The 21,177-nt window shown below is 71.1% G+C and carries 12 protein-coding genes; 6 read left to right on the top strand and 6 right to left on the bottom strand.

Annotated elements, in window-relative coordinates; all coding sequences use genetic code 11:
- Positions 1 to 195: 195 nt before the first annotated feature.
- The 3 genes from WMF39_RS13710 to WMF39_RS13700 are packed head-to-tail and all read left to right on the top strand — an operon-like array spanning position 196 to position 7,214.
- A complete protein-coding gene (locus WMF39_RS13710) occupies positions 196 to 3,267 on the top strand; it encodes an FHA domain-containing protein (protein WP_437745960.1) in 3,072 nt (1,023 codons plus the stop codon).
- Positions 3,268 to 3,271: 4 nt separating this feature from the next.
- Positions 3,272 to 6,079, top strand: coding sequence for a TonB-dependent receptor domain-containing protein (locus WMF39_RS13705; protein ID WP_437745959.1), 2,808 nt, complete (start codon positions 3,272 to 3,274; stop codon positions 6,077 to 6,079).
- Position 6,080: 1 nt separating this feature from the next.
- Complete coding sequence (locus WMF39_RS13700; RefSeq protein WP_437745958.1) at positions 6,081 to 7,214, top strand: hypothetical protein; 1,134 nt, start codon at positions 6,081 to 6,083, stop codon at positions 7,212 to 7,214.
- 27 nt (positions 7,215 to 7,241) lie between these two features.
- On the opposite strand, the gene WMF39_RS13695 is transcribed toward WMF39_RS13700, so the two are convergent.
- The 3 genes from WMF39_RS13695 to WMF39_RS13685 all read right to left on the bottom strand — a co-directional run bounded on the left by WMF39_RS13695 (position 7,242) and on the right by WMF39_RS13685 (position 12,161).
- Positions 7,242 to 8,111, bottom strand: a complete 870-nt coding sequence (locus WMF39_RS13695; protein WP_437745957.1) for a PTS sugar transporter subunit IIA — start codon at positions 8,109 to 8,111, stop codon at positions 7,242 to 7,244.
- A gap of 6 nt (positions 8,112 to 8,117) precedes the next feature.
- Positions 8,118 to 10,313: a cation:proton antiporter domain-containing protein gene (locus WMF39_RS13690; RefSeq protein WP_437745956.1), complete on the bottom strand. Its 2,196-nt coding sequence runs from the start codon at positions 10,311 to 10,313 to the stop codon at positions 8,118 to 8,120.
- Positions 10,314 to 10,571: 258 nt separating this feature from the next.
- On the bottom strand, positions 10,572 to 12,161 hold the full coding sequence (locus WMF39_RS13685) for an SDR family NAD(P)-dependent oxidoreductase (protein WP_437745955.1): 1,590 nt from the start codon (positions 12,159 to 12,161) through the stop codon (positions 10,572 to 10,574).
- Between the two features lie 293 nt (positions 12,162 to 12,454).
- On the opposite strand from WMF39_RS13685, the gene WMF39_RS13680 reads away from it, so the two are divergent.
- Both WMF39_RS13680 and WMF39_RS13675 read left to right on the top strand, forming a co-directional pair.
- Positions 12,455 to 13,966 (top strand): PAS domain-containing sensor histidine kinase, encoded by a 1,512-nt coding sequence (locus WMF39_RS13680; protein WP_437745954.1) that lies wholly within the window; start codon positions 12,455 to 12,457, stop codon positions 13,964 to 13,966.
- A gap of 9 nt (positions 13,967 to 13,975) precedes the next feature.
- Positions 13,976 to 14,329: a response regulator gene (locus WMF39_RS13675; RefSeq protein WP_012235137.1), complete on the top strand. Its 354-nt coding sequence runs from the start codon at positions 13,976 to 13,978 to the stop codon at positions 14,327 to 14,329.
- A gap of 27 nt (positions 14,330 to 14,356) precedes the next feature.
- Here the strand turns inward: WMF39_RS13675 and WMF39_RS13670 are convergent, their stop codons facing one another.
- From WMF39_RS13670 to WMF39_RS13660, 3 genes are all read right to left on the bottom strand, one after another.
- Positions 14,357 to 14,905: a hypothetical protein gene (locus WMF39_RS13670; RefSeq protein WP_437745953.1), complete on the bottom strand. Its 549-nt coding sequence runs from the start codon at positions 14,903 to 14,905 to the stop codon at positions 14,357 to 14,359.
- Between the two features lie 125 nt (positions 14,906 to 15,030).
- Positions 15,031 to 18,108, bottom strand: coding sequence for an SNF2-related protein (locus tag WMF39_RS13665; protein ID WP_437745952.1), 3,078 nt, complete (start codon positions 18,106 to 18,108; stop codon positions 15,031 to 15,033).
- Between the two features lie 220 nt (positions 18,109 to 18,328).
- On the bottom strand, positions 18,329 to 19,114 hold the full coding sequence (locus WMF39_RS13660; RefSeq protein ID WP_437745951.1) for a hypothetical protein: 786 nt from the start codon (positions 19,112 to 19,114) through the stop codon (positions 18,329 to 18,331).
- A gap of 598 nt (positions 19,115 to 19,712) precedes the next feature.
- Here WMF39_RS13660 and WMF39_RS13655 point away from each other — a divergent pair.
- Positions 19,713 to 20,873: a hypothetical protein gene (locus WMF39_RS13655; RefSeq protein WP_437745950.1), complete on the top strand. Its 1,161-nt coding sequence runs from the start codon at positions 19,713 to 19,715 to the stop codon at positions 20,871 to 20,873.
- The last annotated feature ends 304 nt before the right edge of the window (positions 20,874 to 21,177 follow it).

The following is a 21,177-nucleotide window of genomic DNA, read 5'->3' as shown; positions in this document are numbered from 1 at the left end:
GTCACGACGCTCCGCGCCGACACTCCGTTCGTCCAGCGGGCGAGAGCCTCTCGCCGAACGGCGCCCATCGCCGCGCGCGTGCAGAAGCGCGCTCCTCTCCCGCGAGCGGCACCGCGCCAGCGTGGCGAGAGGCGGCGCACGGGACGCGCCTCTTCCCTTGCCCTCCCCGACGGCCTGTGGTGAAACGCGGCCCGCATGATCCCGGGGCTAGGCAAAACAAGCATCACGATCGGCAGCGCCCCCACCTGCGATGTGGTGCTCGTCGCTCCCGGCGTCCTGCCCGAGCACGCGCGCATCGTCAACCAGGGGGGTGGCAAGCTGCTCTTCTCCTGCGGGCAAGGGCCGGCGTCGGCGAACGGGCGGCCCCTCTCGCCGGGAGAGCAGGTCCCGTTCGACTTCCGCACCCAGTTCGTGGTCGCGCAGACGCCGGTCCCGCTGAACCATCCGGCCATCACGCTGATGCTGGCGTCGCCCGGGAGCCTCGCGCCCGCGCCCGGCCAGGTCGTGATCGGACGAGACCCCGGGCGCGCCTCCTTGGTGCTCCAGCACCCGAGCGTCTCGAGCCAGCACGCGACCGTCACGCTCGATCGCATGATGGTCATCGACCACAACTCGACGAGCGGCACGTACGTGGGCGCGCAGCGCATCGCCGCTGGCTCGCCGACGCCCATCGATCCGCAAGGCGCCATCGCCTTCGGGCCCGTCCCTGTCCAGATCAGCCTGCTCGTCCAGCTCGCGCAGGCCGCCCGGCAATCCGCGCTGCCGGCCGCCTCCGGCGCCCCGCCCGCGGTGAGCGTCCTGCCGCCGCAGCCTGCCGCTTCCGGCTACGCGCCGCCGCAGCAGCCCGGCGCCGGGGGTTACGCGCCGCCAGGCGTCGCCGGCGGTTACGCGCCGCCGCAGCAGCCCGCGCAACCGGCGTCCTCGGTGCCCGCCGCCGGCGCGCCCGGGAGGAAGAACAAGACGGTCCTCGGGCAGCTCGACTTTTCCGGCGGCGGCTCGAACGTCAAGAAGATCGGCCGCACGCCCGACAACGACATCGTGCTCGCCCACCCCCAGGTGTCGAGCCACCACGCGCTCCTGCACTCGATCAACGGGCAGCTCTACGTCGAGGATAGCGGCAGCGCCAACGGGACCTACGTCCGCGGCAACCGCATCGCGCCCGGCCAGAAGATCGCCGTGCAGAGCGGCGAGAAGATCTACATCGGGCCCATGCCCCTCCAGATCGAGATGGGGGGCGCGGGCGCCGTCGAGGTCGTCCAGGAGGAGTACTCCGCCGATCGGTGGGCAGGGCGCCCGCTCTACGAGATCGAGGCGTGGAGCCTCGTCCTCCAGGTCCCCGACCGGGACAACCCGAACGAGCAGAAGACCCTGCTCGACAACGTGTCGTTCAAGGCGCTGCCGGGCGACATGATCGCGCTCATGGGGCCGTCGGGCGCCGGCAAGACGACGCTCCTGCTCACGCTGAACGGCTACCTGCCGCCGACGAGCGGCGTCGTCCGCATCAACGGCGAGGACCTCTACAACATCTACGACACGCTCCGCGGCTCCATCGGCTACGTGCCGCAGGACGATCTCGTCCACCCGGAGCTCACCGTCTTCGAGGCCGTCCGCTACAGCGCGAAGTTCCGCCTCCCGCCCGACTACACCGAGGCCGAGATCGACGCCCGCGTCGAGCAGACGATCAAGGATCTCGGCCTCGAGGGCGTCAAGAACCTCCAGATCGGCAAGCCCGAGAACAAGATCCTCTCGGGCGGGCAGCGCAAGCGCGTCAACATCGCGCTCGAGCTCGTCACCGATCCGGTCATCCTCTTCCTCGACGAGCCGACCTCGGGCCTCGCCGCCGACGACACGACCGCGCTGATCAGCCTGCTGCATGACCTCACGAAGGCCACCGGCAAGACGATCATCATGACGATCCACCAGCCGGCGAAGGACGAGTTCGAGAAGTTCAGCCACGCGCTCATCCTGGGCTACGGCGGCATCCCGATGTTCTTCGGGCCGACCCGGCCCGACGCGTACCGCTTCTTCGGTAGCTGGAAGGAGCGGCACGGCCAGCAGAACGACGTCGATAACCCGCGCGACATGTTCGAGATGCTCGCGCTCCGGGAGCGGCCCATCTTCGATCAGCTCCGCGCGCGGAACCCGAACGCGTCGCGCGGCGACGCCAGGAAGCTCGCCGCCATCGAGTGGCGCAAGGAGTTCTTCAGCGACGGCAACCCGACGTACCGCCGGATGTACTCCGGCCGGCGCGAGATCGGCACCGGCCAGGGGCAGCGCGGCATCCCGGCCGGGCGCGCCACGACCAAGGGGCAGCTCGGTCTGCTCCTGTCGCGCTACTTCAAGGTGAAGAAGCGCGACATCGGCGGCACCCTGATCATGCTCCTCCAGGCCCCGATCATCGGCATCCTGCTCGCGATCGTCTTCGGCGGGCAGGAGAAGGCGATCCCGGCGTGGTGCCTCGGCGCGCTCCAGGAGCTCGGCCGCCGCGCCGGCGGCGCGGACAAGAGCACCGACGTCATCAAGGGCATGGAGGTCACCACCGACCACACCGCGGCGATCTTCTTCCTCGTCGTCGCCGCGGTCTGGTTCGGGACCTCGAACGCGGCGCGCGAGATCGTCAGCGAGCGGGCCATCTACCTCCGCGAGCGCATGGTCAACCTGGGGCTCGTCAACTACGTGCTCTCCAAGTACCTGCTGCTCGCCGGCTTCTGCCTCGTCCAGTGCACCGTCCTGCTCGCGATCGTGTTCTTCGCCCTCGGCTTCCACGGCGGCATGCAGGCGTTCGGCATGCAGCTCGCCGCGCTGACCGCCACCTCGCTCAGCGCCGTCGCGATGGGGCTCCTCCTCTCCACGGTGGTCGCCTCGTCCGAGGCGGCGATGGCGCTCACGCCGATCGCGCTCATCCCCCAGGTCGTCCTCGGGGGGCTCATGGTGCCGATGACGACCGTGCCGCACCTCCGGCCGCTCATGTACATCATCCCGGCGCGCTGGGGCTTCGAGGGCGCGATCGCGCCGGAGCGGCTCGCGACCGCGGAGGATCCAGCGTGGGTCATCGATCTGCACCGCACCGACACGAGCGCCGCGGACTTCATCGAGGGCGGCAAGTTCAAGTGCGCCATCGCGCAGATGGCGGCCGACAACTACGCGGGCGCGTGGGGCTTCACCACGTACGATCAGACCTGGATGCCCTATGCGGTGCTCGCAGGCATGACGTTCCTCATCCTCGTCACGCTCTGCGCGGTGCTGAAGCGGCGCGACCCGGTGTGACGTCGTGACCACGCAGGAGCCCGCCGCTTCCATCCGCATCGATGACCGGCACGCGCGCGGCGATCGCAGGCCGGCCGCCGCGGCGCTCCTCTCGCTGCTCGCCGCCCTCTCCCCCTGCCTGGCGCAGGCGCAACAGCAAGGCCAGGAGGGGCAGGCGCCCGAGGGCGGGGCGGCCGTGCCCCGAGGCCCGGGCGGCGCGATCGTCACGCCTCCTGCCTCCACGGCCGCGCCGGCGGGGAAGGCGACGCCGCCGCGGGCGCTCAACTACACGCCCCCGGAGTACCCGCCGGAGGCCGAGAAACAGGGGCGCGAAGCGTCGGTGACCCTGCAGCTCGACATCGACCGCGACGGGCGCGTGAAGCACGCCGTCGTCGTCGAGAGCGCGGGGCACGGGTTCGATGAGTCGGCGCTGGCCGCGGCCCAGAAGCTCGAGTTCGAGCCCGCCCGCCGCGCGGACGGGGCCCCCGCCCCGGCCCGCATCCTGTACCGCTACTCGTTCACCCTGAAGACGGCCTCGCCGCCGCCGGCCGCCGGCGAGCCCGCGAGGCCCGCCGAGAGCCTCCGCGGCACCGTGCTCGCCAGCGGGGGCGACGTCCCGCTCGCCGGCGCCACCGTCTCGGTCGCGCGCGTCGCGGGCGCGGGCGCGGGCGCAGCGACGCTCGCCGCGCCGCCGGGGCTCACCACCGACGAGGGCGGCGCCTTCGCCTTCGCCGCGCTGCCGCCGGGGCGCTACCAGGTGACCATCGCGGCGCCCGGCTTCGAGCCGCTCTCCGTCGAGGAGGCGCTCGCCCCCGGGGAGCAGCTCGAGGTGAAGTACCGGCTCCTGCCGCAAGGCGACGGCCTCGAGGTCACGGTCCGCGGCAAGCGGCCGCCGCGCGAGGTCACGAAGCGCACGATCGAGCAGCGCGAGATCAACCGGATCCCCGGCACGAACGGCGACGCCCTGCGCTCGCTGCAGAACCTGCCGGGCGTCGCCCGCCCGCCCAGCATCGCGGGGCTGCTCATCGTCCGCGGCTCCGGCCCGCAGGACACGCAGACCTTCGTCGACGGCACGCAGGTGCCGCTCATCTACCACTTCGGCGGCCTCTCCTCGGTCGTGCCGACCGAGATGCTGGATCGGATCGACTTCTACCCCGGCAACTTCAGCGCCAAGTACGGCCGGGTGCAGGGCGGCATCGTCGACGTCGCCCTCCGCTCCCCCAAGGAGGACGGCAGGCTCCACGGCCTGGCGCAGATGGACCTCATCGACGCGCGCGTCCTGCTCGAGGGCCCCGTGCCGTTCCTCGACAACACCCGCTTCATGGTGGCGGGACGGCGGAGCTACATCGGCGAGTCGTTCGGCCCGGTGCTCGAGGCCGCGGGCGCAGGCGTAACGCAGGCGCCGGTCTATTACGACTACCAGGTCCTCCTCGAGACCGAGCCCACGCCCTCCGCGCGGGTCCGCCTCACGTTCTTCGGCTCCGACGACGCCCTCGAGCTGCTGCTCAGCGACCCGGCGCCCAACGAGCCGGCCCTCTCCGGCAACGTCGGGCTGCACACGGCGTTTCAGCGGCTCCAGCTCCGCTACGATCACGAGCTCACCGACAAGGACCGGCTCGACGGCGTGCTCGCCATCGCGCGCGACGACGCCGATTTCGGGATCGGGCCGATCTATTTTCAGCTCGATCTCAAGACGATCTCCGGCCGCCTCGAGTACGCGCGGCGCATCTCGAAGGGCACGGTGTTCAACGCGGGGCTCGACGTCTTCGCCGGCCTCTACGCCGTGAACCTCCGCGCCCCCGGGCCGAACCGCCCCGGCGAGCCGCCGAACCAGCCGTTCTCGACGCGCACCCTCCAGGAGGTCTCGCGCGACGGCGAGTTCTTCTACCCCGCTGCGTACGCCGAGCTCGAGCTCGCCCCGACCCCTCGGGCGAAGATCGTCCCGGGCCTGCGCCTCGACTACCAGGACCTGAACCAGCAGCTCACCGTGAGCCCGCGCGTGAACGGGCGCTTCGACGTCGTCCCCGGGTTCCCGCGGACCACGGTGAAGGGCGGCCTCGGGGTGTTCCATCAGCCGCCGCAGTTCCAGGAGGTGATCCCGCCGCTCGGCAACCCCGGCCTGAAGTCGACCCGCGCGCTGCACTATGCGGCCGGCGTCGAGCAGGAGCTGACCCGGCACATCGAGGCGTCGGCGGAGGGGTTCTACAAGCAGCTCGACGAGCTCGTCGTCGGCGTGAACCGACCCGGGTCGATCCAGCTCGACTACCAGAACGTCGGCTCGGGCAGGGTCATCGGCGGCGAGTTCCTGCTCAAGTACAAGCCCGACGATCGCTTCTTCGGCTGGGCCGCGTACACGCTGTCCCGCAGCACGCGGGTGCCGGAGCCCGGCGAGCCGGAGCGGCTCGTCCCGTTCGATCAGACCCACATCCTGACGGTGCTCGGCAGCTACCGCCTGGGCGACGGCTGGGAGTTCGGCGCCCGGTTCCGCCTCGTCTCCGGCAACCTGGTCACGCCCAACGTGTGCAACGTCAACGAGCAGAGCTGCGACCCGTACCGCACCAACGCGCTCTTCTACGCGCCCACCGGGACGTATACGCCCATCCCGTTCTCCGGCCCGAACAGCGAGCGGCTCCCGGCGTTCCACCAGCTCGATCTGCGCCTGGACAAGACGTGGAAGTTCAAGACCTGGCGGCTCTCGGCCTACCTCGACGTGCAGAACGTCTACAACAACGCGAACAGCGAGGCGATTCAGTACAACTACAACTACACAGCCCGACAGTACGTCACGGGGCTGCCCATCCTGCCGAGCTTCGGGATGCGAGGAGAGTTCTGAGATGCGCGGGGCGCAGGCGATGAACGGCGCGGCGAAGCGCGACGGCGCGGGCCGCGGGCGCCGGTGGCGGCGCGCGGTGCTGGGGACGCTCGCGCTCGCGGCGATCGCGTCGCCGGCGATCGCCTCGGGCTGCGTCGCGGGCTTCGATCCGCCGAGCCTCGTGGGCGGGCTCCGCGTCCTCGCGGTGGTCGCCGACAAGCCGTACGCCAACCCCGGCGACCAGGTCACCTTCCGGATCCACTACCAGGACGGGCTGGGCGGCCCCGAGGACGGGTCGCGCCCTGTCTCGGTCTACTGGTTCGGCGGGTGCGAGAACCCCGTCGGGGACGACTACTACGGCTGCTACGCGCAGCTCGAGGGCATCGCCTCCGAGATCGAGGCGTGGGTGGAGCGAGGCGACCCGACGGTCCCGCTGCCCGACCTCAACGGCGTGCGCCCCGGCTTCGGGGACACGTACACGATCACGATCAGCGACGACATCCTCGCCGGCCGCAGGCCGCCCGCCACCGGGGGTCCGGCCTTCGGGAGCGCGTTCGTCTTCTTCGTCGCCTGCACCGGGGAGCTCGGTCTCGTGGAGGACCAGGGCACCGGCCGCGCCGGGACGTTCCCCGCCGCCTGCTTCAGCGGTGGGCGCCGGCTCGGCCCGGACAGCTTCGTGCCCGGCTACACGCAGATCTACGCCTTCGAGGGGGGTCGCGAGAACGCGAACCCGGAGGTGCAGGGGCTCACGCTCGACGGCGAGCCCCTGCCGGAGGACTTCGCCGACATCCCCACCGTCCAGCGCTGCCACGTGAGCGCGGAGGCGCGGCGCGAGGCCGGCTGCAGCGCGGAGGATCCGTTCGTCGAGTGCACGGCCTACGAGCTCGAGGCGATCGTCGATCCCGAGGTAGCGGAGGACGATCCCAGCGCGCAGCAGCAGGCGCTGAAGGAGATCGTCTGGGTCGATTACTTCGCCGATCTGGGCGATCTCGACGGGGGCATCAAGCTCGTGAGCGACGCGAACGAGGGGTACATCGGCGATCACGCCGTGACGTGGATCCCACCTGCCGAGCCGGGCGTCGCCACGATCACCGCGGTCCTGCGCGACGCGCGCGGCGGCTCGTCCGTGGTGCAGCGCCTCGTCCGCGTCGAGTGACGGGGGCCCCGCGGCCCCCCGCGGCGATCAGCCGCAGCCCGCTTCGATCTGCGAGAGCTGGTCGATGAGCTGCGCGGGGTCGTGGGCTGCGCACAGCGCGTCGGCGGCGCCGAGGCTGGCGAGCCTGGCTGCCTGGGCGAGCAGCTCGAGGTGCGCGCGGCCCCCCTCGCCGCAGATGAGGACGACGAACAGCCGGAGCGGGGCGCCGCCCGGCGTCGGCACCGCGAGCGGCTCGGCCAGGGTCGCGAGCACGGCCGCCTGGCACGCGCCGGGGACGATCGCGTGCGGGACCGCGACGCCGTTGCCGAGCGCCGTGGGCGACTCGAGCTCGCGCCGCAGGATCTCCTGGGCGAGCGCGCTCGCCGAAATCGGGCCGCCGGGGGGCGCGAGCCGGGACGCCGCGACGTCGATGACGTCCTCGATGTCCGCGCACGAGAGGTGGAGCACGACCCGCTCTGGCGTGAGCAGGCCGCTGAGCCGCCGCGCGGGCGCCCCCCCGAAGGCCGCGTTCGCCGGGAACTCGGCGTCGATGAACGCCTTGACGCGCGCGAGCTGGGGGGCGCTGAGGTTGCGCCGCGCGAGCTCCGCGCAGAGCGCCTTCGCCGACGGAACGCGCTCGAGGTAGCGCGAGACGAGCGGCTCGACCTGATGGCCTAGCTCCAGGAGCACCGCCGGCGGGAGCTCGAGCGCGCCCGCGATCGCCGTGAGCCGGTCGGGCGTGGGGATGGCGTCGTGCCCATGCTCGACGCGGCTCAGGTAGGCGCTGGAGACGCCGATGCGGTGCGCGAGCGCGCGCAGGCTCAGGCCCGCCTCGACGCGGAGGAGCCGCAGCGCGGCCCCGAACGCGGCGACCGCGCGGGCGCGCGCGGCGCCGTCAGCGTCGGACATCGCTGGCATGGGGCCTCAGGAGCGATCGGGCTCGACCGCGAGGGCGGTCGGGAGGACTTTCGGGACGGGCGCCGCGGCGGGGGCGGACACGGCGGCGGGCTCGTAGTGGCGCACGACGAGCAGCGAGGTCGGGCACCCCTGGATGATGTGCTCGGCGCGGATGCCGAACCGGCGCTGCGCGAGGCCCCACTCGGGACCGACGCCGACGAGGACGAGATCGTAGCCGCGCTTCGCCTCCTCGAGGGCCGCGTCCGCGGGGGAGTCGTGCTCCACCACCTTGAGAAGCACCTTGGACTTCTGCAGCGCGCCGCCCTCCTCGCCCTCGAACACCTCGTCGACCGTCTGCTGCGCGCCGAGCGTGTCGTCGGACCTGCGCTTCGGCTTGACCACGTGGAGGATGGTGACGTCGGCGCCGACCTGCTGCGCGAGCCGGCGGGCGAGCGAGAGCGCCGCCTTGTCGTGCAACGTGCCGTGGAACGGCACGAGCAGCTTGCGGACCGCGGCGAGCCCGCGATCGATGAGCACACCGACGTCGGTGTGGGCGCCGCGCATGACCTCGTAGACGGTGCCGCCGAGCACGGTCTGGCTGAGGATGGGCTTGTGCCAGCCGACCAGCACGAGGTCGGCCTGCTTCACGTCGGCGACGTTGCAGATGTCGTGGCTCGGCTTGGGCGAGACGAAGGAGAGCTGCCGGACCTCGGCGCCCAGCTCCTTGGCCCGCGACAGGAGCGGCGCGAGCGCGGCCGTCCCCTGCCGCTCGAGCCCTTGCTCGAGGTAGAACGAGCCACGATCGGTCGGCGGGATGAGGCGCAGGGCGTAGAGGCGCCTCGCCTCGGGGCCCGTGCCGGCGAGGGCGCTCGCGAGCGTCACCATGCCGGGGCCGGAGCGCTCGTAGGAGACGCACATGAGCACGGTGAACACCTCTGCTGCCGTGGGCAGAGGCGTCCGCTCCGGCACGTCGGCGAGCTCCTTGGCGAGCTCCTCCGGCGGGTAGATCCAGCGCAGGAGCGGCGAGGTCATGAAGGTCGTGACCAGCGCCATGAGCACCATCATCGTGAACAGCTTGGGCGAGATGATGCCCAGATCGAAGCCGAGGTTCAGGACGATGAGCTCCATCAGGCCGCGGGTGTTCATAAGGATGCCGACGGCGCTGGCCTCCCGCCAGCTCTGGCCGGTGAAGCGGGCGGCCACGGCGCTGCCGCCGAACTTGCCGACGCAGGCGATCAGGATGATGAGGCCGCACATCATCCAGCCGTCGGCCGAGTTGAGCAGCCCGATGTGCGTGCGCAGGCCGCTGTAGGCGAAGAACAGCGGGAGCAGGAAGACCACCGCGAAGTCCTCGAGCTTCTCGGCGAGGCTCTGCGCGAAGCCGGTGCCCTTCGGCATGATCGCGCCGAGCATGAAGGCCCCGAACAGCGGGTGGATGCCGATCATCTCGGTCATCCAGCTCGACACGATGAGCAGGAGGAGCGTGACGGCGACGAGGTCCTGCGAGAGCCCTTCCTTGCTGGAGCCGCGCTCGCCGAGCCGGACGAGGAAGGGGCGGACAAGGAACAGCATGCCGGCGATGTAGGCGACGGCGAAGACGGTGGTCCAGACAGCGCCCACGAGCCCCGTGGCGCGCGCGATCGAGACGACGAACGCGAGGATGCACCAGGCGGTCACGTCGTCGACGGCGGCGCACGTGATGGTGAGAGCGCCGACCTTGGTGCGCAGCAGGCGCCGCTCGGTGAGGATGCGCGCGAGCACCGGGAACGCCGTGATGCTCATGGCCACACCCATGAACAGCGTGAACGACGAGAACGGGACGGAGCTGTCGGAGAGCCGGGGGTACAGGTAGAGCGCGAGGAGCCCGCCCAGCGCGAACGGCACGACGATGCTCGTGTGGCTGATGATGACCGAGGCGTGGCCCCGCCCGCGCAAGAGCTTCGGATCGAGCTCCAGCCCGATGAGGAACATGAAGACGATGAGGCCGACCTCGCTCACCAGCTTCAGGAGCGGCAGCGAATCGTTTGCGAACAGGACCGCCGACGCATCGGGGAAGAGCCAGCCGAACAGCGACGGGCCGAGCAGGATGCCCGCCGTGACCTCGGCGATGACCATCGGCTGCTCCATCCGGCGGGCCACCAGGCCCACGAGCCTCGCGCAGGCAATGATCAAGAACGCCTGGATGAGGAAGCGGGTCAGCGGGTTGTGAATCAGGATCTCCATACGGAGCGCTCCCTCCTGGTGGTAAGTGTTAAGTTATCGCTTATCAGCGGGCTGTCTCGACTGTCAAGAAAGGGATGCGCAGCGTCAAGCGACCTGAACAGGACGTCGGAGGCGCGCAGACGGCGCGTCAGGCAGGCAGCGTGAGAGACCGGGTGCACCGCGCGATCGGGCGAGCGGGCCCAGCTCGACCAGCTCGTCGCCGGGTGCCTTGCACGGGCGGTTGTTGAGGGTAGGAGCGCGCCCTGGCGCGGGCGGCGCCTACCAGTCGGTCGGCATGTAGTCTTTGAAGAACTGGCCGTACGCGTGCTGGCCGCTGAGCAGCCCGGCGAAGATGGGGTCGCAGATGCGGGCGGCGCCGTCGACGATATCGAGCGGCGGATGAAAGCCGTGCTCCTCGAGCTTGCGCGCGGCGAGCGCCGCGGGGTCCTCGTCGGTGACCCACCCGGTATCGACGCTGTTCATGAAGATGCCGTCCTTCACATAATCGGGCGCGGACGTGCGCGTCATCATGTTGAGCGCGGCTTTCGCCATGTTGGTGTGAGGGTGCCTGTCCGTCTTGTAGCGGCGGTAGAACTGCCCCTCCATCGCCGAGACGTTGACGATGTGCCTGTCGAACGTGGGCCGTCGCATCATGAGCGGCTTCAGCCGGGAGTTCAGGACGAAGGGGGCGACCGCGTTGACGAGCTGCACCTCGAGCATCTCGACGGTCGGGACCTCGGCGAGGGTGAGCCGCCAGCTGTTCAGCGTCCGGAGATCGACCTGCTGGAGATCGGCGTCGTAGCGCCCCTGGGGGAAGAGCAGCTCGTCGAGGCGCTCATCGCCCGGAGCCGGGATCTGGGAGAGCAAGGCGGGCTCGCGCAGGCCCGCGGTGGGGTCGGCGCCGGCGACGAGGGGGAGCGTGCCGCACGCGCGGAGCGCGTCGTACTCGCGGAGCGGGGGCTGAGCGCCCTGCGGGAGGGAGCGGACGGGCGCGGTCTCGCCCTCGATGAGGTGGCCGTAGAAGCCCGGCGGTCGCCGCACGGTCTGACAGGCGTTGTTGATGATGAAATCGAGCCGGTCGAGCGTGTGGAGGAGGTGGCGCGTGAAGAGCTCGACGCTCGGCGTGTGTCGGAGATCGAGGCCGTAGATCGCGACCCGTGAGCCCCAGGCGTCGAAGTCGCGCTCCGCCGAGAAGCGGCGAGCAGCGTCGTGCGGGAAGCGGGTCGTGACGATGACCCGCGCGCCGGCGCGGAGGAGCATGATCGCCGCCTGATAGCCGATCTTGACGCGCGCGCCCGTGACGAGCGCGATGCGGCCGTCGAGCGGCGCGGTCTGGCTGCGTTTGCGGTAGTTGAAGTCGCCGCACGCGGCGCACATCGCGTCGTAGAAGAAGTGGACTTTGCGGAACTCGACCTTGCAGACGTAACACTTGCGCGGCCGCGCGAGCTCCGGCGCGCCCGGCTCGGCCGGCGGCCCGGGCTCCTCGGTGGCCTCGGGCGGCGACGCGGGCTCCTCGGCGGGGTCGGCCCACGACAGCGGGGGCGCTGCCTGGGCGAGCGCGTCCGGCGTACGGAACACCGGCTCTCGACGGGCGACGCGGATGCCGACCGCATCGAGCAGGGCGGCGTCGGCGGACTTCTGCGCGTGCCGGTCGCGCTTGCGGAACGCCCTGGCGAGCTCTCGCTGCTCGGCGCGCTCGGGGCGCGAGACGCGGCCAGCGGCCAGGAGAAGCCGGCGGCGGTCCTCGGAGCTGATGGCGGCGAGCTGCGCGCGATCGAGGGCCACGGCCTCCAGCACCTTGAGGCAAGCGTCGAGATCGGCGGCAGTGAACGGCCGGCCTGCGCCGGCGGCTTCGCGGTCGGGACTCATCGAAGCGTGCGTGCATAGCACGCGGGAGACCGCGCGCGAACCGCAGCGGCGCGTCGGGTCCTGCCGGCACGCTTCTACCCGCTCTGCACCGCGGCGCGCCGCTCCGCTCCGCTCCGCTCTGCACCGCGCCGCGCCGCGCCGCGCCCAGAGCCCCGTGGACGAGTCGCGCGAGCCGCGTCCTGTTCGCCAGCCAAGGATTGTACACTACGTCCTCACATCACCCTGAGCCCTCGGAAACTCCAGCAGAGGATCTTATGCTCGAGTCGCCACACAGTCTGTTCGCGACGGAATTCATGCCCCATGGCCATTGCTACTTCTGGCAGCCGGGCATGGTCTGGCTGCAGGTCATCACCAACCTGGCGATCGGCTTCGCCTATCTCTCGATCTCCCTGACCCTCGCCCATCTGGTCCGGCGCATCCGGGACATCCCCTTCCAGCGGGTGTACCTCGCGTTCGGCACCTTCATCGTTGCCTGTGGGTTCACGCACTTCATGGATGTGTGGGTCATCTGGCAGCCGTTGTACTGGCTGGATGGGGCCCTCCGGGCCATCACGGCGATCGCCTCCGTCGGCACCGCGATCCTGCTCTTTCCGCTGCTGCCCAAGGTGGTCGCGATGGCGGGCGCGGCGCGTATCACACGCGAGGACGAGCTCCGCAGGGAGGAGCTGAACCGCCAGCTCTCGACGCTCTACGAGAACACGCGGGAGGCGCTCGCGGAGGCCATTCCCCAGCTCGTATGGACCGCGACGCCGGACGGGGAGTTCGACTACTTCAACCGGCGCTTCGCGGAGTATGTCGGCGAGCGTCTGCCCAGCGGCGCGGCCTGGACGGCCGCCATCCACCCCGAGGACGCGGATCGGGTCGTGGCGCGCTGGAAGGAGAGCTTCGCCAGCGGAGACGCCTACGAGATCGAGTGCCGAATGCGGCGCAGCGACGGGGTCTACCGCTGGTTCCTCGTGCGCGGGTTGCCCCTGCACGACACGGCCAGGCGGATCGTGAAGTGGTTCGGCACCTGCACCGACATCCAGGAGCAGAAGATCGCGGCCGAGGAGCGCGAGGTGATGCTCCAGCAGGCGCGAGAGGCCGTGAGGGCGCGAGAGATCTTCCTCGCCGTCGCGGCCCATGAGCTCAAGACACCGATCACGCCGCTGCGCGCCGAGGTGGAGAGCGTGCTGCGCGCGGCGCGCGCCGCGCGCGCAGACCGCCTCACGCCCGAGCGCCTGGTCATCAAGCTATCGGTCGTGGAGCGGCAGATCGACCGCCTGGAACGGCTCGTCTCCGACCTGCTCGACGTCTCGCGCATCGCCGCTGGACGGATCGAGCTTCAGATACAGGAGGTCGACCTCGCGGAGGTCGTGTGCGAGGTGGTCGAGCAGCACAAATACGACCTCGCCAGGAACTCGATGTCGCTCCAGCTCGCCGCCGACGCCACGGGCGGCTGGGATCGCAGGCGCCTCGACCAGGTGGTGAACAACCTCCTCACCAATGCGCTCAAGTACGGCCGCGGGCGTCCGATCACGATCACCGTGTGGTCAAGCGATGTCCGCGCGTGGCTCACGATCACGGACCAGGGCATCGGCATCGCGCCCGAGCACCAGGCCATCATCTTCAACCAGTTCGAGCGCGCGGTCTCGGAGCGGCATTACGGCGGGCTCGGCCTCGGGCTGTGGATCGTGCGGCAGGTCGTCGGGGCCATGGGTGGGACGGTGTCCGTCGCGAGTGAACCTGACGTCGGCTCGACCTTTACTGTGGAGTTGCCTCGACAACGTGGGAACCTCGATGACACCGAGACCAAATCTCCTTAAGCTGACACGATGAAGCACATCCTGTTGGTGGAGGACAACGAGGATATTCAGATCTCGCTTCGCGATGCGCTCGAGGAAGACGGCGCTTACAGCGTCATGACGGCTGGAAACGGAGCGGAGGCGCTCGCGCTGCTCGAGCGCGGCGAGCGGCCGAATATGATGCTCGTCGACCTGTTGATGCCCGTCATGGACGGTGTGGAGTTGATCGACCGGATGCGGCGCGATGCGCGGTTCGCGGGCATCCCGGTCGTTGTCCTGTCGGCCGCGTCGATCACGTCCCCGCCGCCCGGAACACCCTTGCTCAGGAAGCCGATCCGCTACGAGGCCCTCCTTGGAGCGGTCCAGAAGGCGTGCGGGTGCTGAGAGCGGTGCGTTCGCGCACAGAGGACGCTACTGGCCGGCGGGCGCGTAGGGGCAGGGAGCGCCGCCTTCTCCGGTCTCGGCGAGGGCGCCCGTCGAAGGATCGATGGTGAGCGTGGTCGGGAACGGGTGAGCGCCCGGCCCCTGCGACCCTTCGGAGACCGAGAGCAGGAGCGTCCTGTCGGCGCGCTTGAACGCCCCCTTGCGATGGACGATGCCCGACCAGACGCACACCGCGCCCGGCGGGCAGGGAGAGACGCGATCCTCGGCGACGAAGCTGCCGTCTTTCGCGAGGGAGAGCCGGCGCTCGTACTTGCGCAGACCGCACGCGGCGGAGCTCCACGTGCCGAACAGCGCTTCCTCGCCGGGCGCGGTCCGCGCTGTCGTGGCCGGCGCCTGGGTCGTCGCGGTGACCGTGGCCGAAGCCTGCGGCGCGGGCGCGCCCGGCGCCGCGGTGGACAGCGGCGCCGGGGGCTCCACGGGTGATGACGGCTCGGGCGCCGGCTCGCGCGGACCGTTGACGGTGCACGCAGCGAGCGGCGCCAGCAGCGCGGCGAGGGGGAGGATGAACGTTCGCATCACACCCGCTCATCCCATGGCGGCTCAACGCGCGCAACGCGTGCACCACCAGAGTCCGCGGCGATGCGCCCGCCCGCGAGCGACACGACGGGGAGCGCCGCGCGGAAGGCCGCGATCGATGTGCGCTACCCCAGCAGCGCGAGCAGATCCTCCCGCGTCAGCGAGGCCGCCCTGTCCGCCTCGCCCAGCGCGGCGCCCGCGATCGCGCGCTTCCGCTCCTGCAGCGCGAGGATCCCCTCCTCCACCGTGTCCTTCGCGACGAGCCGGTGGACCATCACCGGCCGGTGCTGTCCGATACGGTGGGCCCGATCGGCCGCCTGATCTTCGACCGCCGGGTTCCACCAGGGATCGAGCAGGAAGACGTGATCCGCCGCGGTCAGGTTCAGGCCGGTGCCGCCCGCCTTGAGCGAGATGAGCATCACCGGCGGGCCGCCCGGCGACTGGAACTCGTTGACCACCCCGGCGCGGTCGCGCGTCCCGCCGTCGAGGCGGCTCCACGGGATCCCCGCCGCGCCGAGGTGCGGCTCGACGAGGTCGAGCAGCGAGGTCCACTGCGAGAACACGAGCGCCTTGTGGCCGTCCGCGACGCACTCCTCGAGCGCCTCGATCAGCCGCGTCACCTTGGAGGAGGGCACGGTCCGCGCCGCCGGCGCCGCGCCGCCGGCGCTCGATCCCGGGATCAGCGCCGGATGGCAGGCCGCCTGGCGCAGGCGGAGCAGCGCCTCGAGCGCCGCCATGACGCTCGCCCCCTCCGCGAGCTTCTCCACCACGTCCTTGCGGGTGGCCGCGCGCACCGCGTCGTAGAGCTCGCGCTCTGCCTCCTCGAGCTCGCAGTAGAGCACCATCTCCGACCGCGGCGGCAGCTCCGGCGCCACCTCGCCCTTCAGCCGCCGCAGCACGAAGGGGCGGATCTTCTGCCGCAGCTCGGCCGCGGCGCCCTGCACGCCCTCGGCGATCGGCCGGCCGTAGCGCTCCTGGAAGGCGCTCCGCCCGCCGAGGAGGCCGCGGTTCGTGAAGTGGAGCAGGCTCCAGAGCTCCTCGAGCCGGTTCTCGACCGGCGTGCCGCTCAGCGCCACGCGCAGCTCGGCGCGGAGCGCGAACGCCGCCCGCGCCGCCTGGCTGTCGGGGTTCTTGATCGCCTGCGCCTCGTCGAGCACCACCGCCTCCCAGGCCTGCGCCGCGAGCAGCTCGGCGTCGTTGCGGAGCACGGCGTAGGTCGTCAGCGTGACGTCGGCCGCAGGATCGAGCGCGCGCCGCGTGCCGTGGTAGATCGCGAACCGGAGGCCCGGGCGGAAGCGCCGGATCTCGTCGGCCCAGTTGTGGACGACGCTGCGCGGACACACGACGAGCGTCCGCCCGCGCAGCGAGCAGAGCGTCTGCAGCGTCTTGCCGAGCCCCATGTCGTCGGCGAGCACCGCGCCGAGGCCGGCGTCGCGCAGGAACGACAGCCAGTCGACGCCGCGTCGCTGGTAGGGGCGCAGCGTCGCGGTCAGGTCGGAGGGCAGCGGCGCCTCCGGGAGCGACGCGAAGCCGTCGAGCAGCGGCATGAGCTTGTCGAAGCCCGACGGGCGCGGGTACTCGATCTCGTCGCACAGCGCGGCCAGCGCCGGGAGCGCCGCGGGCGGCACCTCCTTGTCTTCGCGCCGCGCCGCGAGCAGATCGGCGACGCGCGCGCCGTACTTGTCGAGCCACGCCGAGGGCAGCGGCGCCCACCCGCCGCCGAGGAGCGGCACGAGCGGCAGGCCGTCCTGCCACGCGCGGATCACGGCCGTCGCGTCCGCGCGCTTCGGGGGCGCGCCGGCGCCGTCGCCCTCGTCGCCCGCGCCGTCGTCGCTCCCCGCCGAGAGCTCGAACTCGACGTCGAAGGCCCGGTCCTGGATGACGAAGCGCGGCACGAGCGCGGCCTTGCCGAAGATCTCGCCGCGCGCGTCGGCGAAGGCGCGGGCGTCCCACGACTCGAGGCGCGAGGCGAAGCGGATCGCCTCGACGCCGTCGAAGTCGACCCGGCGTCCCGGGATGAGGTGGAGCTCGTCGCGCAGCCGGATCAGCAACATGCGCTCCGCGGGCTCGTCGCGGACGGGCACGGCGCCGGACAGGTGCACGAGCCGGCCGTTCTCGATGCGCGCCTCGGGCGGGTCGCCGTACACGAGGCTGGGCACGACGGAGAGCGTGTGCTCCTTCTGGCTGAGCTCCAGGAGGATCCGCGGCCGGGACGCGCCGCCCGCGCGGGGCAGGCGCTGGCTCTGGATCGTGACCGGGACGCGCTTGGTCAGCTCCGGCAGGACGTCGGTCACCAGCTTGCCGAGGTCCCCCCGCGGGAACACCCGCCGGAGCGGCAGCCGCTCGAGCTTCGGCCCCGTGAGGTCAATCTCCCGGAGCAGGTGCAGCGTGCCGCCGCACCGCACGACGCCCGACGCGATCACCTCGTCGACGCGCGGGTCCCGCTCCACGACGAGCGCTGCGCCATCGTCGTGATCGCGCACCGCCGCGCGAGGGCCGATCGCCTCGCTGGAGATGCGCACGGGCGCGCCGTCGAGCTCCACGTCCGCGACGCCCGCCAGCGCCGCGAAGAGCTCGGGCTGGCGATCCGAGGGGAAGTAGCCGTGCTGCTTCGTGCCGACGAGGCGGTCGACGGCCAGGTCCTCGTGCGTCGGGTAGAGCTCGGGCAGCCTCGGCCCCGGCCGCTCCGGGCTCGCTGGAGCCCGCACGGCGCGGCCAGCGAGGCTGGCGAGCGAGACCCGGAGCGGCTCCTCGGCGCCGCTCGCGTGCACGATCATCCGCTCGAGCGCGAGCACGAGCCCCTTGCGCCGGAGCCGGTACCGCAGCCGCGCCGGCGGCGCAGCCGCGGCGGTCGCGCCGCCTTGCGCGGCCGGCTGGCCCTGCGCCGCCGGTTGGCCCTGCGCCGCCGGCTGGCCCTGCGCCGCCGGCTGGCCCTGCGCGATCGGTTGCGAGAGCGACAGCGTCGCCGCGACAGCGTGCGCGCAGGGGTCGATTTTTCCACCGCAGTCGCACGTCCACTCGGCGTCCGCTGGGTAGAGGGTGACGGTGGGTGCAACGGGCTGCCCGGCCGCCTTGACGCGGACCACGATGGAATCGCCGCGATCCTCCCGTCCGAAGGCAGCGCCCTCACGGGCGAGCTTGACGCCCTGGGACCAGAGGCCCGGAAGACAGGCTTTCCTGATGGCTTCGAGAAGACCCTGCACTGAGACTCCAGACACCGACGGCTGGCTGCGGTAGCTCGCGCGCTCTCCCGGGACCAGCGCCACTTCTTGGGATGTTCACAGAAAGACGAAGATGACGGAAAGAGGTTCAGGCGTCTTCTTCCTCTTCTTCCGCTGCCTCGCCTTCCAGATTCCGGGAGCTTGCCCGGCATGAGCGGGGCGCTGCTGTAGCAGGTATCCGCGCTGCATCACGCCGCGAGCTTCACCGACGCGTCAGGTGCTCGCGGTAGCGCGTCGTGAGCTCCATCCAGCGCAACGTGAGGATCGGCTCGCGCTCGAGCCGATCCTGCCAGCTGCGATCGACGGCCTTCCACAGGTCGCGGTCGGCGATGCCGTGGCGCAGGAGCGCCTGGTCGAACGACGAGGCCGCTCCGATCGACGACTCGGCGCAGAGGACCGCGTACTGCTGAAGGCTGAGCGAGGGCAGCGCGCTCCGCGCGCCCGGAAGGTCGCTCCGCGAGGCGGGCGCAGGGGCCGCACCGCTCGGCGTCGCCAGCGCCGGCGCGGCCGGCACGGCGCCGCTCGCGTCGAGCTCGCCGGGAGATCCACGGAGGGTGACCCCCGACCGCGCGTTGCCGCCATCGAGCTCGAGCGGCTCGGCCTCCGGCGGGAGCTTGATCGAGGGCAGCGGCAGCGCCCGCGGCACCTCGACGGTCTCGTCGGCCTCGCCCTCCGAGGGGGGGCGTTTTCCGCTCGACGTGGGGACGATCACAGACTGCGGCGGCGAGGCCGCGCGCCGCGGCGGCGCGGAGGAGGCGCTCCCCCGGCCGCCTCGCCGTGAACCGGCGCGCTCGCCGTCGGGCGCCGCGAACGACAGCACCGGACCGGCGTCGGTGATCTCCATCTGCAGGACGATCTCACCCGTCCTTCCGCGGACGACGAGCCGATCGCCCGCCGACGTCACCTCCATCTCGTAGCGCCGCCCGGAGGAGAGCGAGACGGTCGCCGAGGGGACCGGCGCGCCGCTCGCCGCCCCCCGCGAGCCCATCTCTTCCTGAGGACGGAGCCCGGCCTGATGCAGCCCGCGCTCGCTATCGGGTGGATCCCCACTCATCAGGATCGGAGCCTAACGCAGCAAGCGCACGCCCCGCGAGCGCTTTCGACGCTTGTGACGCTTGTGACGCTTGTGACGCAGGGTTCAAGCGTCTGAGCCCGGCCCAGTACGCCGCCTGGGGAACACGCGGCTCGCCTTCCTGCGATCGGGCGCGGGCGCATCCGAGCCCAACCGACCCCCTCCGACGCGGTGCGCCCGGTCGCCTTGGCTCGCGCCTGAGCGCCGCGGCCTGCGCTCGGTCGCGCAGGGTTGCGCAGGAGCGCGCTCGGTCACCCAGGAGTTGGGTCGAGGGTGCACTCCGACACCGAGCGCTTACGTGGCCCAGCGTGTCTTCATTTCACGAGGTGCCTCGCTGCGCTCAAGCCCGGGCTGCGCTGACAAAAATCGCCGCGGCTGGCGTTCTCTTGGAATTTCTCGGCGCTGATCGCAATGCGTCGAGAGGGGTCATTCCGGGCGTATCCCGGCCCATCTTCGCTTGAAACGGTCGCGTCTGTAGTAAAGCGGGCTGCGAGCTCTTCCCGACAGGAGGTCTATGAAGACTACCTCTCTCGCGCTTGCGCTGCTGTTCACCGCGTGCCTCCCAGGCTGCTTCTACACCAGAGAGACTATCGAAACATGCGACACCGAGTGTGAGAACGTGCCCAACCAGGACGCGTGTCTAGCGGAATGCGGGACGTGCGTGGATCAATGTAAAAGCGAGCCCTACGGGCCCGACCGTTGGGATTGCATAGCGGAATGTCGGACATGCGCGAAAGTGTGTAGAAACCAGCCCGACCGCGACGCGTGCATCTCGGCATGCGACGACACGTGCAGCGGCGACCAGTGTGTCGAGCCGGCTCCGGAGGGCTTCTATGGCCCGGCGCTGCTCTGGGTCGGCAGAACGGTGGACGAGCCGAACTGCCCCGGCAGCGCCCCGACCAGGGTGTACAGGGGGTACGAGGCCGCTGACTTCCCCTTCGCGTGCAGCCCATGTCGGTGCGGCGAGCCAGCCTGCGCCTTGCCCGCCGATCTCAGGACGGCCGCCTCGTTGAAGTGCGGTGGCTCGCCGGTGTCGGTGCATGAGCCCCGGGACATGCTGAACGGCACCTGCGTGGTGCCCAGCGACGCCCTGGTGAACGATCAGCAATCGCTCGTCCTCGGCGCGACCCGAGTGACGCCTTGCGAAGCCAGCATCGAGCCCCCCCCGGTGCCACAGTTCAGCTTGCGGTGGTATCGCTCCGGCGTTGCGTGCGGAGGCATCCCCGAGAAACGCACGTGCGCCTCTCCGTCGAAGACGTGCGTGCCGCCCGTTCAGGAACACGGCTTCGCTCAGTGCATCATGCACCTCGGCGAGGGCGAGGTGACCTGCCCGGAAGATTACCCGGAGGACGTCGTCCTCTACGACGGCATGAGGGACGAACGCCACTGCACGCCGTGTGAGTGCGGTCCTCCGACAGGCAGCGAGTGTTCCCTGGCGCTCCTTTCCTTCCGGGACGGCGCGTGCGGCGAGCTGATCACCGCCGGTACCGCTTCGAGCCATGCCCCGGGGTGCGTCGCCGCCAAGCCCGGGGAAACGCCCAAGAGCATGAGGGCTATCTGGCAGGTCAACCAGCCCGGAAGCTGCGAGCCGAGCGGCGGAGAGCTGCGAGGCGAGATCGTCCTCACCGGTCCGAGCACGTTTTGCTGCCAAACACGTCCAGGCGAGAACGGGTGACGGTGACGCGCCGCGAAGGGCGGCGCAGCGCCGCCCGAGCCACACGATTCGGGCTTCTCCTGAACCACAGTCGGGCTTGACCAGAACCTGCGATGTCAGGCAAAGGCGCCAAGTAGATGGATCCGTGGGCATGACGGAAAAATCTCTCGATAGGGAGAAATCGACGAGCCAAAACGCAATGCGACCCGCGCGCTCGAGAGCGCACACAAAAGCCTTTACGTGCGCTCCAAAGTCAGTATCTACAGGATCACGACGTGGGAGCGGCGACGTCGAGCCGGCCTCCGTCACGCGGCAGAGGTGCACT

This window comes from Sorangium sp. So ce1504, assembly GCF_051521635.1.
Taxonomy (GTDB): Bacteria; Myxococcota_A; Polyangia; order Polyangiales; family Polyangiaceae; genus Sorangium; species Sorangium cellulosum_B.
This window is presented reverse-complemented; position numbering and strand designations above follow the sequence as displayed.

Coding starts and splice junctions, on each gene's coding strand:
- WMF39_RS13710 (WP_437745960.1), top strand. CDS start 196: ATGATCCCGGGGCTAGGCAAAACAAGCATCACGATCGGCAGCGCCCCC.
- WMF39_RS13700 (WP_437745958.1), top strand. CDS start 6,081: ATGCGCGGGGCGCAGGCGATGAACGGCGCGGCGAAGCGCGACGGCGCG.
- WMF39_RS13695 (WP_437745957.1), bottom strand. CDS start 8,111: ATGCCAGCGATGTCCGACGCTGACGGCGCCGCGCGCGCCCGCGCGGTC.
- WMF39_RS13690 (WP_437745956.1), bottom strand. CDS start 10,313: ATGGAGATCCTGATTCACAACCCGCTGACCCGCTTCCTCATCCAGGCG.
- WMF39_RS13685 (WP_437745955.1), bottom strand. CDS start 12,161: ATGAGTCCCGACCGCGAAGCCGCCGGCGCAGGCCGGCCGTTCACTGCC.
- WMF39_RS13680 (WP_437745954.1), top strand. CDS start 12,455: ATGCCCCATGGCCATTGCTACTTCTGGCAGCCGGGCATGGTCTGGCTG.
- WMF39_RS13675 (WP_012235137.1), top strand. CDS start 13,976: ATGAAGCACATCCTGTTGGTGGAGGACAACGAGGATATTCAGATCTCG.
- WMF39_RS13670 (WP_437745953.1), bottom strand. CDS start 14,905: ATGCGAACGTTCATCCTCCCCCTCGCCGCGCTGCTGGCGCCGCTCGCT.
- WMF39_RS13660 (WP_437745951.1), bottom strand. CDS start 19,114: ATGGGCTCGCGGGGGGCGGCGAGCGGCGCGCCGGTCCCCTCGGCGACC.
- WMF39_RS13655 (WP_437745950.1), top strand. CDS start 19,713: ATGAAGACTACCTCTCTCGCGCTTGCGCTGCTGTTCACCGCGTGCCTC.